General features: G+C 66.1%; 8 protein-coding genes and 3 rRNA genes. 2 read left to right on the forward strand and 9 right to left on the reverse strand.

The window, feature by feature from the left end:
• Window positions 1-4 precede the first annotated feature (4 nt).
• Entirely contained in the window at window positions 5-1,315 is a 1,311-nt protein-coding gene (locus tag OHS17_RS12625) for a DUF58 domain-containing protein (RefSeq protein WP_330312238.1), read from the forward strand.
• A gap of 92 nt (window positions 1,316-1,407) precedes the next feature.
• Here the strand turns inward: OHS17_RS12625 and rrf are convergent.
• The 4 genes from rrf to OHS17_RS12645 form a co-directional block, all read right to left on the reverse strand.
• Window positions 1,408-1,524: ribosomal RNA gene (rrf, locus tag OHS17_RS12630) — 5S ribosomal RNA — on the reverse strand.
• A gap of 78 nt (window positions 1,525-1,602) precedes the next feature.
• Window positions 1,603-4,728, reverse strand: a 23S ribosomal RNA gene (locus OHS17_RS12635).
• A 305-nt stretch (window positions 4,729-5,033) separates the two neighbouring features.
• Window positions 5,034-6,559 (reverse strand): 16S ribosomal RNA (locus OHS17_RS12640).
• The 16S, 23S and 5S rRNA genes sit together here, the layout of an rRNA operon.
• 662 nt (window positions 6,560-7,221) lie before the next feature.
• Window positions 7,222-8,229, reverse strand: coding sequence for a stage II sporulation protein M (locus OHS17_RS12645; RefSeq protein ID WP_330312239.1), 1,008 nt, complete (start codon window positions 8,227-8,229; stop codon window positions 7,222-7,224).
• A gap of 116 nt (window positions 8,230-8,345) precedes the next feature.
• Between OHS17_RS12645 and OHS17_RS12650 the strand changes: the two genes are divergently transcribed.
• The gene (locus tag OHS17_RS12650; protein ID WP_330312240.1) at window positions 8,346-9,233 is read left to right on the forward strand and encodes an RDD family protein; all 888 of its coding nucleotides are present in this window, start codon (window positions 8,346-8,348) and stop codon (window positions 9,231-9,233) included.
• A gap of 2 nt (window positions 9,234-9,235) precedes the next feature.
• Here the strand turns inward: OHS17_RS12650 and OHS17_RS12655 are convergent, their stop codons facing one another.
• From OHS17_RS12655 to OHS17_RS12675, 5 genes are all read right to left on the reverse strand, one after another.
• Entirely contained in the window at window positions 9,236-9,847 is a 612-nt protein-coding gene (locus tag OHS17_RS12655; RefSeq protein WP_330312241.1) for a hypothetical protein, read from the reverse strand.
• Window positions 9,848-10,026: 179 nt separating this feature from the next.
• Window positions 10,027-11,484, reverse strand: a complete 1,458-nt coding sequence (gene ahcY, locus OHS17_RS12660; RefSeq protein ID WP_330312242.1) for an adenosylhomocysteinase — start codon at window positions 11,482-11,484, stop codon at window positions 10,027-10,029.
• A gap of 268 nt (window positions 11,485-11,752) precedes the next feature.
• Window positions 11,753-12,823, reverse strand: a complete 1,071-nt coding sequence (locus OHS17_RS12665) for a cation diffusion facilitator family transporter (RefSeq protein ID WP_330312243.1) — start codon at window positions 12,821-12,823, stop codon at window positions 11,753-11,755.
• An 87-nt stretch (window positions 12,824-12,910) separates the two neighbouring features.
• Entirely contained in the window at window positions 12,911-14,083 is a 1,173-nt protein-coding gene (manA, locus tag OHS17_RS12670) for a mannose-6-phosphate isomerase, class I (RefSeq protein WP_330312244.1), read from the reverse strand.
• 67 nt (window positions 14,084-14,150) lie between these two features.
• A complete protein-coding gene (locus OHS17_RS12675; RefSeq protein ID WP_330312245.1) occupies window positions 14,151-15,287 on the reverse strand; it encodes an SIS domain-containing protein in 1,137 nt (378 codons plus the stop codon).
• Between the last annotated feature and the right edge of the window lie 58 nt (window positions 15,288-15,345).

Raw genomic sequence — 15,345 nt, forward strand, 5'->3', positions numbered from 1 at the left:
AACCGTGGCCCTCACCGGACGCGCCGCCCTGCTGGCGGCTCTGGGATCACTCCCTGTAGGCATCGCGGCCCCGAGCTGGACGGGAATGCTCGCGGTCAATGCCCCGCTCTCATTGGCAATTCTGTGCGACTATGCCCTGGCCGCGCCAGTGCGAACGCTTCAGTTCACCCGATCCGGTGATACATCCGTTCGACTTGGCGACCGGGCAGAAGTGCAACTCACCGTAGTCAACCCCTCCCGACGCCCGCTGCGGGCACACCTCCGCGATGCATGGCCACCCAGCAGCTGGCTGCCCGGAACGGAGCCGGCCGCATCCCGCCACGAGCTGACCGTCCCGCCCGGCGAGCGAAGGCGCATCAGCACGCTTCTGCGCCCCACCCGCCGCGGTGACCGCCGGGCCGAGCAAATCACCGTCCGCTCGTACGGGCCCCTGGGACTGGCCGCACGCCAGGGCAGCCACCGCGTGCCCTGGACGCTGCGCGTCCTTCCGCCGTTCACCAGCCGGAAGCATCTCCCTTCGCGGCTCGCCAGAATGCGGGAACTCGACGGTCGTACCAGCGTTCTCACTCGCGGGGAGGGCACGGAGTTCGACAGCCTGCGCGCCTACGTGCCCGGCGACGACGTCCGGTCGATCGACTGGCGAGCGACCGCCCGTCAGTCGGCGGTCGCCGTGCGGACCTGGCGCCCGGAACGCGACCGGCATGTCCTCGTCGTCCTCGATACCGGCCGCACTTCGGCGGGCCGGGTCGGCGATGTGCCCCGGCTCGATGCGGCGATGGACGCGACCTTGCTCCTCACCGCACTCGCCACTCGCGCCGGCGACCGTGTCGGCCTCCTCGCCTACAGCCGCCGTACGAGGGCAAGGGTCCAGGGCCGGGCAGCCGGAGATGTCCTGCCGGCCGTGGTCGATGCCCTGACACCGTTGGAGCCGGAGCTCGTGGAGACCGACGCGCGAGGGCTCGTCGCTGCGGCCCTCGCGCAGGCGCCCCGGCGTTCGCTCGCTGTGCTCCTGACGAGCCTTGACGCGGGTCCCGTCGAGGAGGGGCTGCTGCCCGTACTGCCCCAGCTCACCCAGCGCCACACCGTCCTGGTCGCGGCGGTGAGTGACCCACATATCGCGGACATGGCCGGTGCGCGCGGCACAGTGGACGCGATCTACGAGGCGGCCGCCGGTGTCGAGGCCCAGGCTCAACGTCGCCGCATCGCGGACCGGCTCCGTAGCCACGGTGTGGTGGTCGTCGACGCCCCACCGGACGATCTCGCACCCTCTCTCGCCGACGCCTATCTGGCACTCAAAGCAGCAGGGCGCCTGTAGTCCGGGCGGCGGGGGCGGTCCGGCCGATTTGAACTGGCCGAGAACGCAGAAAAGCCCCGTGCCAACTGGCACGGGGCTTTCCCACAATGATTGTTCGGCGGCGTCCTACTCTCCCACAGGGTCCCCCCTGCAGTACCATCGGCGCTGAAAGGCTTAGCTTCCGGGTTCGGAATGTAACCGGGCGTTTCCCTAACGCAATGACCACCGAAACACTATGAAATTGAACCAACCGGATGAAAACACGGCTGTTCGTTATTTCAGAACTAACACAGTGGACGCGAGCAACTGAGGACAAGCCCTCGGCCTATTAGTACCAGTCAGCTCCACCCGTTACCGGGCTTCCACATCTGGCCTATCAACCCAGTCGTCTACTGGGAGCCTTAACCCTTCAAGAGGGTGGGAATACTCATCTCGAAGCAGGCTTCCCGCTTAGATGCTTTCAGCGGTTATCCTTTCCGAACGTAGCCAACCAGCCATGCCCTTGGCAGAACAACTGGCACACCAGAGGTTCGTCCGTCCCGGTCCTCTCGTACTAGGGACAGCCCTTCTCAATATTCCTACGCGCACAGCGGATAGGGACCGAACTGTCTCACGACGTTCTAAACCCAGCTCGCGTACCGCTTTAATGGGCGAACAGCCCAACCCTTGGGACCGACTCCAGCCCCAGGATGCGACGAGCCGACATCGAGGTGCCAAACCATCCCGTCGATATGGACTCTTGGGGAAGATCAGCCTGTTATCCCCGGGGTACCTTTTATCCGTTGAGCGACAGCGCTTCCACAAGCCACTGCCGGATCACTAGTCCCGACTTTCGTCCCTGCTCGACCCGTCGGTCTCACAGTCAAGCTCCCTTGTGCACTTACACTCAACACCTGATTGCCAACCAGGCTGAGGGAACCTTTGGGCGCCTCCGTTACTCTTTAGGAGGCAACCGCCCCAGTTAAACTACCCATCAGACACTGTCCCTGATCCGGATCACGGACCCAGGTTAGACATCCAGCACGACCAGAGTGGTATTTCAACGACGACTCCACAACCACTGGCGTGGCCGCTTCAAAGTCTCCCACCTATCCTACACAAGCCGAACCGAACACCAATATCAAACTATAGTAAAGGTCCCGGGGTCTTTCCGTCCTGCTGCGCGAAACGAGCATCTTTACTCGTAGTGCAATTTCACCGGGCCTATGGTTGAGACAGTCGAGAAGTCGTTACGCCATTCGTGCAGGTCGGAACTTACCCGACAAGGAATTTCGCTACCTTAGGATGGTTATAGTTACCACCGCCGTTTACTGGCGCTTAAGTTCTCAGCTTCGCCACCCCGAAGAGCAGCTAACCGGTCCCCTTAACGTTCCAGCACCGGGCAGGCGTCAGTCCGTATACATCGCCTTACGGCTTCGCACGGACCTGTGTTTTTAGTAAACAGTCGCTTCTCGCTGGTCTCTGCGGCCACCCCCAGCTCACCGAGTAAATCGGATCACCAGTGATGGCCCCCCTTCTCCCGAAGTTACGGGGGCATTTTGCCGAGTTCCTTAACCATAGTTCACCCGAACGCCTCGGTATTCTCTACCTGACCACCTGAGTCGGTTTAGGGTACGGGCCGCCATGAAACTCGCTAGAGGCTTTTCTCGACAGCATAGGATCATCCACTTCACCACAATCGGCTCGGCATCAGGTCTCAGACTTATATGCACGACGGATTTGCCTACCGTGCGTCCTACACCCTTACCCCGGGACAACCACCGCCCGGGCTGGACTACCTTCCTGCGTCACCCCATCGCTTACCTACTACAAGTCTGGTTCGTCGGCTCCACCACTACCCTCAACTCCGAAGAGATCGGGCCGGCTTCACGGACTTAGCATCGCCTGATTCAGTACTGGGCGTTTCAAAGCGGGTACCGGAATATCAACCGGTTGTCCATCGACTACGCCTGTCGGCCTCGCCTTAGGTCCCGACTTACCCTGGGCAGATCAGCTTGACCCAGGAACCCTTAGTCAATCGGCGCACACGTTTCTCACGTGTGTATCGCTACTCATGCCTGCATTCTCACTCGTGAACCGTCCACAACTCGCTTCCGCGGCTGCTTCACCCGGCACACGACGCTCCCCTACCCATCCCAACAGGCGTTAGCCCTTCATGCTGGAATGACACGACTTCGGCGGTACGCTTGAGCCCCGCTACATTGTCGGCGCGGAATCACTTGACCAGTGAGCTATTACGCACTCTTTCAAGGGTGGCTGCTTCTAAGCCAACCTCCTGGTTGTCTCTGCGACTCCACATCCTTTCCCACTTAGCGTACGCTTAGGGGCCTTAGTCGATGCTCTGGGCTGTTTCCCTCTCGACCATGGAGCTTATCCCCCACAGTCTCACTGCCGCGCTCTCACTTACCGGCATTCGGAGTTTGGCTAAGGTCAGTAACCCGGTAGGGCCCATCGCCTATCCAGTGCTCTACCTCCGGCAAGAAACACACGACGCTGCACCTAAATGCATTTCGGGGAGAACCAGCTATCACGGAGTTTGATTGGCCTTTCACCCCTAACCACAGGTCATCCCCCAGGTTTTCAACCCTGGTGGGTTCGGTCCTCCACGAAGTCTTACCTCCGCTTCAACCTGCCCATGGCTAGATCACTCCGCTTCGGGTCTAGAGCGTGCAACTCAAACGCCCTATTCGGACTCGCTTTCGCTACGGCTTCCCCACACGGGTTAACCTCGCTACACACCGCTAACTCGCAGGCTCATTCTTCAAAAGGCACGCAGTCACGACGCACCGAGCAAGCTCGATGCGCGACGCTCCCACGGCTTGTAGGCACACGGTTTCAGGTACTATTTCACTCCGCTCCCGCGGTACTTTTCACCATTCCCTCACGGTACTATCCGCTATCGGTCACCAGGGAATATTTAGGCTTAACGGGTGGTCCCGCCAGATTCACACGGGATTTCTCGGGCCCCGTGCTACTTGGGTGTCTCTCAAACGAGCCGTTGATGTTTCAGCTACGGGGGTCTTACCCTCTACGCCGGACCTTTCGCATGTCCTTCGCCTACACCAACGGTTTCTGACTCGTCTCACAGCCGGCAGACTATGAAAGAGAGATCCCACAACCCCGCATGCGCAACCCCTGCCGGGTATCACACGCATACGGTTTGGCCTCATCCAGTTTCGCTCGCCACTACTCCCGGAATCACGGTTGTTTTCTCTTCCTGAGGGTACTGAGATGTTTCACTTCCCCTCGTTCCCTCCACACTGCCTATGTGTTCAGCAGCGGGTGACAGCCCATGACGACTGCCGGGTTTCCCCATTCGGACACCCCCGGATCAAAGCTCGGTTGACAGCTCCCCGGGGCCTATCGTGGCCTCCCACGTCCTTCATCGGTTCCTGGTGCCAAGGCATCCACCGTGCGCCCTTAAAAACTTGGCCACAGATGCTCGCGTCCACTGTGCAGTTCTCAAACAACGACCAGCCACCCACCACCCCACCCTCACGGGCGAGTTCACTGGGGCCGGCAACCGAAGGACAGACTCAAACGAGCCCGTACCTTCAGATACCCAACAGCGTGCCCGACCCGACCAGTTGTTCCTACACGTTCCACGCCGAAGCAGTACTAGTGACAAACAACTTGTCGTGCCGAGTAGTCAACGTTCCACCCATGAGCTACCAGCACCGAACATTCGCCGGTGTTCTGGCCTCTGACCAAGCAAAGCTTGGTAAGAAGTGCTCCTTAGAAAGGAGGTGATCCAGCCGCACCTTCCGGTACGGCTACCTTGTTACGACTTCGTCCCAATCGCCAGTCCCACCTTCGACAGCTCCCTCCCACAAGGGGTTGGGCCACCGGCTTCGGGTGTTACCGACTTTCGTGACGTGACGGGCGGTGTGTACAAGGCCCGGGAACGTATTCACCGCAGCAATGCTGATCTGCGATTACTAGCAACTCCGACTTCATGGGGTCGAGTTGCAGACCCCAATCCGAACTGAGACCGGCTTTTTGAGATTCGCTCCGCCTCGCGGCATCGCAGCTCATTGTACCGGCCATTGTAGCACGTGTGCAGCCCAAGACATAAGGGGCATGATGACTTGACGTCGTCCCCACCTTCCTCCGAGTTGACCCCGGCAGTCTCCTGTGAGTCCCCATCACCCCGAAGGGCATGCTGGCAACACAGAACAAGGGTTGCGCTCGTTGCGGGACTTAACCCAACATCTCACGACACGAGCTGACGACAGCCATGCACCACCTGTACACCGACCACAAGGGGGGCACCATCTCTGATGCTTTCCGGTGTATGTCAAGCCTTGGTAAGGTTCTTCGCGTTGCGTCGAATTAAGCCACATGCTCCGCTGCTTGTGCGGGCCCCCGTCAATTCCTTTGAGTTTTAGCCTTGCGGCCGTACTCCCCAGGCGGGGAACTTAATGCGTTAGCTGCGGCACCGACGACGTGGAATGTCGCCAACACCTAGTTCCCAACGTTTACGGCGTGGACTACCAGGGTATCTAATCCTGTTCGCTCCCCACGCTTTCGCTCCTCAGCGTCAGTAATGGCCCAGAGATCCGCCTTCGCCACCGGTGTTCCTCCTGATATCTGCGCATTTCACCGCTACACCAGGAATTCCGATCTCCCCTACCACACTCTAGCCTGCCCGTATCGACTGCAGACCCGGGGTTAAGCCCCGGGCTTTCACAACCGACGTGACAAGCCGCCTACGAGCTCTTTACGCCCAATAATTCCGGACAACGCTTGCGCCCTACGTATTACCGCGGCTGCTGGCACGTAGTTAGCCGGCGCTTCTTCTGCAGGTACCGTCACTTTCGCTTCTTCCCTGCTGAAAGAGGTTTACAACCCGAAGGCCGTCATCCCTCACGCGGCGTCGCTGCATCAGGCTTTCGCCCATTGTGCAATATTCCCCACTGCTGCCTCCCGTAGGAGTCTGGGCCGTGTCTCAGTCCCAGTGTGGCCGGTCGCCCTCTCAGGCCGGCTACCCGTCGTCGCCTTGGTAGGCCATTACCCCACCAACTAGCTGATAGGCCGCGGGCTCATCCTTCACCGCCGGAGCTTTCAACCTTCTCCCAGGAGGGAGAAAGTATTATCCGGTATTAGACCCCGTTTCCAGGGCTTGTCCCAGAGTGAAGGGCAGATTGCCCACGTGTTACTCACCCGTTCGCCACTAATCCACCCCGAAGGGCTTCATCGTTCGACTTGCATGTGTTAAGCACGCCGCCAGCGTTCGTCCTGAGCCAGGATCAAACTCTCCGTGAATGTTTTCCCGTAATCGGGAGACACATCACGAGAGCGGAACGAACAAGGTCGGAATATGACCCGTCGTCCACTGCGTCCTCGCTGTGTTTTGCCTACCCAGTCAATGACTCGGCAGGACTTTCAAAGGAACCACCAACCTGCCGAAGCAGGCCGGGGTATCAACATATCTGGCGTTGACTTTTGGCACGCTGTTGAGTTCTCAAGGAACGGACGCTTCCTTTGTACTCACCCCTGCGGGCTTTCCTCCGGGCGCTTCCCTTCGGTCTTGCGTTTCCGACTCTATCAGACTCTTTCGTGTCCGATTCCCGGTCGAAGCGGGCCTTTCTTTTTGCCTTTCGGCGGTTTCAACCTTACCAGACTCATTTCGTTCCGTTTCCGGTTCGAATTTGATTCCGGCGGCCGTTGAAGTGGCCTTGCCTTTCGGCTGATCCGACTTTATCAGAAGCGTTTCGACCGAACCTAATCGGCTTCAACTTCAGAAGGTGGGAATCGAATGGCTCTGCGGAAATTCGATTTCCGGTGAGAGCGAGATAGATATTAGCTGGTTGAACCCGAACCGTCTAGTTCGAGGCAACCGTTTAAATCTACCTCCCCCGCTTCACCGTGTCAACGGTTTTTTGGGGCGAGGAGGAGACTAGCAGGTCAGCGAGGCCGGATGCACATCAGGCGGCGGTCGGCACCTCGGCGCTTCGTTCGACCGCATCCAGGTCACCCGCCTCGCCGGCGCGGGCCGCACGTCCGCCGAGCACGTAGACGTACAGAAGGAACAGCAGCTCGGCGCCCGTGCCCAGCGAGATGCGGGCCCAGGTCGGCAGGCCGGACGGGGTCACGAAGGCTTCGATCACGCCGGAGACGAACAGCACCAGCGCCAGGCCGATGGCCATTCCTAGCGCGGCGCGTCCCCGTTGGGCCAGGGCCGCACGTCGGGTCTGCGGGCCCGGGTCGATGACGGTCCAGCCGAGGCGCAGACCGGTGCCGGCGGCCACGAAGACGGCGGTCAGCTCCAGCAGCCCGTGCGGGAGGATCAGACCCAGGAACGTGTCGAGGCGGCCCGCCGAGGACATCAGGCCGATGCCGACCGCCAGGTTGACCACGTTCACGAAGAGGACCCAGAGCACCGGCACGCAGAGGAACGCGCCCAGGACCAGGCACATGGCTGCGGCCTGCGCGTTGTTCGTCCAGACCTGGGCGGCGAAGGAGGTCGCCGGATGGCTGGAGTAGTACGTCTCGTACTCGCCGCCCGGGACCGTCATGCGGCGCAGGTCCTCCGGGGCCGCGATGGCCGACTGGACTTCCGGGTGCGTGCCGATCCACCAGCCCATCAGCGCGGCCAGGAGCGTCGAGAGGACGGCGGTCGGTATCCACCAGTGCCGTGAGCGGTAGACCGCGGCCGGAAATCCCGCCGTGAGGAACCGAGCGGCGTCGCGCCACGACGCACTGCGGGTGCCGGTCACCACGGAGCGGGCGCGCGCGGCCAGCTGCGTGAGCCGCGCGACGAGCAGGGGGTCGAAGGAACTGGACTGGATGAGGGAGAGATGGGTCGCCGTGCGCTGGTAGAGATCGACCAGCTCGTCGGCCTCCGCGCCCGTCAGCCGGCGCCCTCGGCGCAGGAGGTGGTCCAGCCGGTCCCACTCGACGCGGTGGGTGTGGACGAAGACATCAAGGTCCATGGGCGGCTGCTGCTCCAGGCATGGGTGCGTACCGGGTCGTACGGCTGTGGCGTCGTGGGTCAGCTTGGCAGACTGTGGGACCGCCGGGCAGGGGCCTGTGGACGAGGGGTGGGGCGATGAGTGAACTCGTGACCGGGGACGCGGTCGTGCTGGGGCTCCGGCCGGCGAAGCTGCCGAGCCGTGCGCTGGCGCTGGCCATCGATCTGGTCGTGGTGGGTACGGCTTTCGGTCTGGTGGTGCTGGGGCTCGCCTTCGCCAGTGGCTCATTGGACGACGCCGCCTGGGCCGCGGTGTCCGTCGCCGCCTTTCTGCTGGTCCCGGTGGGCGGTCCGATCGCGGTCGAGACGCTGAGCCACGGCCGTTCGCTGGGGAAGCTGGCGTGCGGGCTGCGGGTCGTGCGGGACGACGGAGGGCCCATCCGGTTCCGTCACGCCCTCGTGCGCGGGGCGATGGGTGTCGTGGAGATCCTGCTGACGTTCGGGGTCGTCGCCGTCGTCGCGTCGCTGGTCTCGGCGCGTGGCCGACGGCTCGGGGACGTTTTCGCGGGGACGCTGGTCGTACGGGAGCGGGTGCCGGCGGGGCGGGCCGCGGCCGTTCCGCCGCCTCCGCCGTGGCTGATCGGGCGGTTCGCCGGGCTGGACCTGTCGGCGGTTCCGGATGAGCTGTGGCTCGCGGTACGGCAGTACTTGACGCGGATGCATCAGCTCGACGCCGCCGTGGGCAGGGCCATGGCGGAACGGCTCGGCGGGGAGGTCGCCGCGCGCACCGGGGCTCCGCCTCCGCCGGGCGTCCCGGCCGCCGCCTACTTGGCCGCCGTGGTGCACGAGCGGCAGGTGCGGGACGCGCAAAGGGCGTGGCAGGTCGCCCATGCCGGGCCGACGCGGATCGCACCGGAGCCTCAAGTCCGCGTACGAACGGTCGAGGATGCCGTACGCCCTCGTGCCGGTACGGCCGACGAGGGGGCGGGGCGTCCGCCTGCCACCGGGTTCGTGCCGCCGGCCTGAGGTCAGCGTTCGGAGGGTGGGGATTCCAGGTCTTCGAGCTCGATGCCGGGGGCGGAGAGCACCACGTCGCCGGCCAGGTGGATCGTGTGCCGTTCGCCCGTGTCCAGGGCGCTGACCTGGTATTCGTCCACCATAAGGGGGCCGTTGTCAGTGGGGTGCGCTTCACTGTTCACCAGGGCCCAGGACTGGTCGAGGGTACGGGGGGCGAGGACCGGGTCCGTGAAGGTGACGACCCGGACGCGGGTCTCGGGGGAAGCGGGGGTGAGGCGCAGCAGACGAGCGGTCGCGACGAGGAATGCGGGGGACGTGCCGTTGAAGGCGTGGGCGCGGACATTGCCTTCGGTGGCGTGCGTGCCCGTCGGGTCGGTACGGACCCAGGTGAGGCCCTCCAGGGCGGCACCGCGGACCTGCCAGTCGGTGGAATGGAGTTCGAGTCGGAGGGGGCGGCCGAGCTCATCGAGGGTGAGGTCGACGGATCCCAGGTGACTGCCGGACGGGGCGGTCGTTTGGGAGATGTAGCGCCAGCCGGACGGGCCGGGCGCGCAGTGGAAGTGTTCTTCGCCGAGAGGGGTGTGGTCGTGGACGTCGTGGAGCGAATATCGGCCGCGGGGCATGGGGTCCTTCGAGTCCTCGGCTCGTGCGGGTGCGGTACGGCGCAGGCCCCCGACACGGGGGTGCGGGGGCCTGCGTTCGTCACTGCTGCTGGTCGGCCCGGGCCGCGCTGAGCGCCCGGTACCGGACCGGATCGGCCGGACCTGTTCGAGGTCCGGCCGGTTCCGGGCCGGTCAGGCGATCAGTAGCGGTAGTGGTCGGGCTTGTACGGGCCGTCGACCTCGACACCGATGTACGAAGCCTGCTCCGGGCGGAGCGTCGTCAGCTTGACGCCGAGGGCGTCGAGGTGGAGACGGGCGACCTTCTCGTCCAGGTGCTTGGGCAGCACGTAGACGTCGGTCGGGTACTCCTCGGGCTTCGTGAACAGCTCGATCTGGGCCAGGGTCTGGTCCGCGAACGAGTTGGACATGACGAACGACGGGTGGCCGGTCGCGTTGCCCAGGTTCAGCAGGCGGCCCTCGGAGAGGACGATGAGGACCTTGCCGTCGGGGAACGTCCAGGTGTGGACCTGCGGCTTGACCTCGTCCTTGACGATGCCATCGATCCTCGCCAGACCGGCCATGTCGATCTCGTTGTCGAAGTGGCCGATGTTCCCGACGATGGCCTGGTGCTTCATCTTGGCCATGTCCGAGGCCATGATGATGTCCTTGTTGCCCGTCGTCGTGACGAAGATGTCGGCCTGCGCGACGACGTCATCGAGAGTGGCGACCTGGTAGCCGTCCATCGCCGCCTGGAGGGCGCAGATCGGGTCGATCTCCGTGATGATCACGCGGGCGCCCTGGCCCCGGAGAGACTCCGCGCAGCCCTTGCCGACGTCGCCGTAGCCACACACGACGGCGGTCTTGCCGCCGATCAGGACGTCGGTGGCGCGGTTGATGCCGTCGATCAGCGAGTGGCGGCAGCCGTACTTGTTGTCGAACTTCGACTTCGTCACCGCGTCGTTCACGTTGATCGCGGGGAAGAGGAGGGTGCCGTCGCGGTGCATCTCGTACAGGCGGTGGACACCGGTGGTGGTCTCCTCCGTGACGCCACGGATCTCGGAGGCCAGCTGCGTCCACTTCTGCGGGGACTCGCCGAGCGTGCGGTTGAGGAGCGTGAGGATGTGCGCGTACTCCTCGCTGTCCGCCGTCGCCGGGTCCGGGGCCGCGCCGGCCTTCTCGAACTCGACGCCCTTGTGGACCAGGAGCGTGGCGTCGCCACCGTCGTCCAGGATCATGTTCGGACCACCGGTGGGGGTGTTCGGCCAGGTCAGCGCCTGCTCCGTGCACCACCAGTACTCCTCCAGCGACTCACCCTTCCAGGCGAACACCGGCACACCCGCCGGCGCCTCGGGCGTGCCGTCCGGGCCGACCGCGATGGCGGCGGCCGCGTGGTCCTGGGTGGAGAAGATGTTGCAGGAGGCCCAGCGGACCTCGGCGCCGAGGGCGACCAGGGTCTCGATCAGCACGGCGGTCTGCACGGTCATGTGCAGCGAACCGGTGATACGGGCACCCGCCAGCGGCTGCGCGGCGGCGTACTCCTTGCGGATCGACATCAGACCGGGCATCTCGTGCTCGGCCAAGGTGATCTCCTTGCGCCCGAAAGCGGCGAGGGAGAGATCGGCGACCTTGAAGTCCTGTCGGTTGGCGACCGTCGTCATAACGGGCTGCTCCTCGTGGTGGAGTCGAGGGTGGGTAGGGCGGCTCTGCGGCGGCGGGCACACGAATGCCCGGGCGCTCGCAGCGCAGTCCGTCGGAGGCCCTCTCTCCCTCGGCCGGTCCGGCGTACGGACCGATCGACCGCCATCAGCAGCGACGTCTGACACTGCCGTCGAATCTACACCGAACGGCGCAGCCGCTCCCAGTCCACCGGGGCGGGTCCGGGGCGGGAGCGGCTGTGTCGGGTACGCGATGGCGGGTCCGGTGCGGTCAGTGGCCGGATTCCGTCGGGCCGGTGTCCTCCGTGCCCGCCGGGGTGTCGGTCGCCTCGGCGCCCGGCTCGGCGGCGCCCGGTTCGGGGGCTTCCGGGCCGGGGGTGGTGTGGGTGCCGCCGGGGGCCTTGGCCGGGTTGGTGCCGGCCGCTGCCGCCGCCGCGTTGTAGATGTCCGGCTCCAGGTAGATCACCCGGGCGATCGGGACGGCGGCGCGGATGCGGGACTCGGCGGCGTTGATGGCGTTGGCGACCTCGTCGGCGGTGTCGTCGTGCTGGACCGCGATCTTGGCGGCGACCAGCAGCTCTTCCGGGCCGAGGTGGAGCGTGCGCATGTGGATGATTCCGGTGACGGTGTCGCCGTCGACCACAGCGGCCTTGATCTTCTCGACCTGGTCGGCGCCAGCGGCCTCGCCGAGGAGCAGGGACTTGGTCTCGGCGGCCAGGACGAGCGCGATGGCGATCAGCAGGATGCCGATGCACAGGGTGCCGATGCCGTCCCACACGCCGTTGCCCGTGCCGAGGGCCAGGCCGACGCCGGCGAGGGCGAGGACCAGACCGATGAGCGCGCCGAAGTCCTCGAGGAGTACGACGGGGAGTTCGGGGGCCTTCGCGCGGCGGATGAAGTCCGTCCAGCTGAGCGAGCCGCGGGTCTCGTTGGACTCCTTGATCGCCGTACGGAAGGAGAAGCCCTCGGCGATGATCGCGAAGACCAGGACCCCGACCGGCCAGTACCAGGCCTCCAGCTCGTGGGGGTGCCGGATCTTCTCGTAGCCCTCGTAGACCGCGAACATGCCGCCGACGGAGAACAGGACGATGGAGACGAGGAAGGCGTAGATGTAGCGCTCGCGGCCGTAGCCGAAGGGGTGCTGCGGGGTGGCCTCGCGCTGGGCCCGCTTGCCGCCGAGGAGCAGCAGGCCCTGGTTGCCGGAGTCGGCGAGCGAGTGGACGCTCTCCGCGAGCATCGACGAGGAGCCGCTGAACAGGAACGCCACGAATTTGGCCACTGCGATCGCGAGGTTGGCGCCGAGTGCCGCCACGATCGCCTTGGTTCCGCCTGACGCACTCATGGGTGCCTGGTGTCCCTTCTTCGGTCTGCGGCTCCGACGGCCGCGGTGTGGCGGCACATTGTTGCAGCCGTCGTCACGGACGGTGCGTCAGGCCACCACTGTCGCACGGAACAGGGTGCCCGCTCCGGACACATTTACCCGCTCGCCGGCCGGTACGAAGACCGATTCGCCGGGTGCGAGGGCGAGGTCGCCCGCGCTCGGGGCACCCGCCGTGCACAGCAGGATCTGCGGGGTGTGCGCGGTCAGGTCGGCGGGGGCGGCGCCGGGTGACAGGTCGAAGCGGGACAGGCGGAACTCGTCCACCGGCGTCTCGTACAGCTCCTCGCCCGACGGGGACGCCTCCGGGCGGAGGATGCCCGGGTCGGTCGCCTCGAAGCGGACGATCCGCAGGAGTTCGGGGACGTCGATGTGCTTGGGTGTCAGGCCGCAGCGCAGCACATTGTCCGAGTTGGCCATGATCTCGACGCCGAGGCCGTCGAGGTAGGCGTGCGGGACGCCGGCGCCGAGGAACAGCGCCTCGCCGGGCTGGAGCCGTACGTAGTTGAGCAGCATGGCCGCGATGACGCCCGCGTCGCCGGGGAAGTGGTGGGCGATGCGGGCGTACGGGGCGTAGGCGCCGCCGATCCGCTCGGCGGCGGCCGCTGCGGCGGTCACCGTTTCGGCCATTTCGTCCGGGTCCGCGGTGAGGATCGCCGTCAGCACCTCGCGCAGCGCGGCCTCCTCGGGCTGGGCGCGGAGCAGGTCCGCGTACGGCTTCAGGGAGTCGACGCCCAGGCCCTCCATCGCCTCGGCCGCCTCCAGGGGCCGGCGGAATCCGCACAGGCCGTCGAAGGGGGTGAGGGCGCAGATCAGCTCGGGCTTGTGGTTGGCGTCCTTGTACGTGCGGTGGGGGGCGTCGATCGGGACGGACCGGCTCTCCTCGTCCGCGTAACCCGCCCTGGCCTGGTCCAGGTTCGGGTGCACCTGGAGGGAGAGGGGGGCGCCCGCGGCGAGCAGCTTGAGGAGGAAGGGCAGGCGGGAGCCGAACTTCTCAACGGTCGCCGTGCCGAGTTCGCGGGCCGGGTCGGCGTCGATCACATCGGTGAGGGACTGCTCGGCGGTGCCGGTTTCGGTGCGGGCGATCCGGGAAGGGGCGCCCGGGTGGGCACCCATCCACATCTCCGCCTGCGGCTCGCCGGTGGGGGCGACGCCCAGCAGGGCGGGGATCGCGGTGGTCGAGCCCCAGGCATACGGGCGCACGGTGTTGGAGAGCCGGTCCATGGATCAGTCCTTGTGTTGCTGTGTGCGGTGCGGTGTCGCCGCGCTGTCTTGACGTTGTACGGGGTGTTCAGGCACCGGCCGTCGAGGCGAGCGACAGGTAGACCGCGGCGAAGTCGGTGACGGCGAGCAGTTCCGCGAGGGATTCGAGGGTGCTGCCCTCCTCCGGTTCGAGCTCGCTGATCGCGGTGTCGTGGCCGAGGGCCAGTTCGCGGGCGGCGGGGGCGGCGCTGAGGCCGCCGGTCGGGCGGTCGCGGAGCAGCACCACGCGGGCGTGCAGGGGCTCCGACTCCTCGACGCGATCGCGGAAGAAGTCGTCCGGGTCCGCGCCCGCGGCGAAGGCGCCCGCCAGCAGGCCGCCGTGGGCCGGCAGCGCCTCCGGGAGTGCGGCGGCGAGGGCCGGGCGGCCCGAGAGCTCCGAGAGAACCGCGGCGAACCGACGTCCGACGGGGCCGGCCGCCTCACCCTCCGTCCAGATCAGCGGGAGGGTGTCCGCGAGTTCGGCGGCGAGGGTCTTGGCCGGGTTGCTGTACGTGGCGATGGCCGGGCCGCAGCGCTCCGCCGTGCGGTCCAGGCGGTCCGCGACGCTCTGGAGCACGTCAGCGGGGGCGGTGACCAGGCCGACGCGGTCGAGCAGGGCGAGGAGCGGGGTGAGCAGGGCCCAGAGGGTGCCGGGGCCCGCGGTCGAGGTCTCGGCGTCGTACTCGCCGTGCGGGGCGGAGGCCATCGGGACGACGAGGCCGTGCACTCCGTGGACCGCCTCCCGCAGCGGGGAACGCAGGGGCGCGACGGCCACGACCGTGCAGCCCCTGCGGTACGCCTGCTCCGCGAGGAGGGCGAGGCCCGGTTCGGAGCCGTCCGCCGTGGCGATGAGCAGCAGGTCCACGGAGCCGGCCCAGCCGGGCAGGGTCCAGCGGAGTGCGCCGGGGGCGGGGGCGACACCGGTCGGGGGGATGCGGGTGACCGGGGCGGAGGCGCCGGCGAGTGCGGCGATCAGGTCCGCGACGCCGGTCGCGGCGGTGCCGGGGCCCGCGACGAGGACGGCGCGGGGGCGGCCCTCCGCCTTCAGCTCGGTGATCCCGGCCTCCGTCGCGTGCCGGACGGCGGTGCGGACCCGGGCCCCGGCCTCGGCGGCGCCGCGGAGCAGGTCGCGGCGGTCGGCTCGGGCCAGGGCGTCGGGGGCGTCGAGCAACGACTCGTCGAGCATGGGGCGGTCCTCCGGTGCGGGTGCGGGGCGGCCGCTGCGGGCCGCTTTCGCCGGTTGA

This window comes from Streptomyces sp. NBC_00523 (assembly GCF_036346615.1).
Lineage (GTDB): Bacteria > Actinomycetota > Actinomycetes > Streptomycetales > Streptomycetaceae > Streptomyces.

Coding starts and splice junctions, on each gene's coding strand:
- OHS17_RS12645 (WP_330312239.1), bottom strand. CDS start 8,229: ATGGACCTTGATGTCTTCGTCCACACCCACCGCGTCGAGTGGGACCGG.
- OHS17_RS12650 (WP_330312240.1), top strand. CDS start 8,346: ATGAGTGAACTCGTGACCGGGGACGCGGTCGTGCTGGGGCTCCGGCCG.
- OHS17_RS12655 (WP_330312241.1), bottom strand. CDS start 9,847: ATGCCCCGCGGCCGATATTCGCTCCACGACGTCCACGACCACACCCCT.
- ahcY (WP_330312242.1), bottom strand. CDS start 11,484: ATGACGACGGTCGCCAACCGACAGGACTTCAAGGTCGCCGATCTCTCC.
- OHS17_RS12665 (WP_330312243.1), bottom strand. CDS start 12,823: ATGAGTGCGTCAGGCGGAACCAAGGCGATCGTGGCGGCACTCGGCGCC.
- manA (WP_330312244.1), bottom strand. CDS start 14,083: ATGGACCGGCTCTCCAACACCGTGCGCCCGTATGCCTGGGGCTCGACC.
- OHS17_RS12675 (WP_330312245.1), bottom strand. CDS start 15,287: ATGCTCGACGAGTCGTTGCTCGACGCCCCCGACGCCCTGGCCCGAGCC.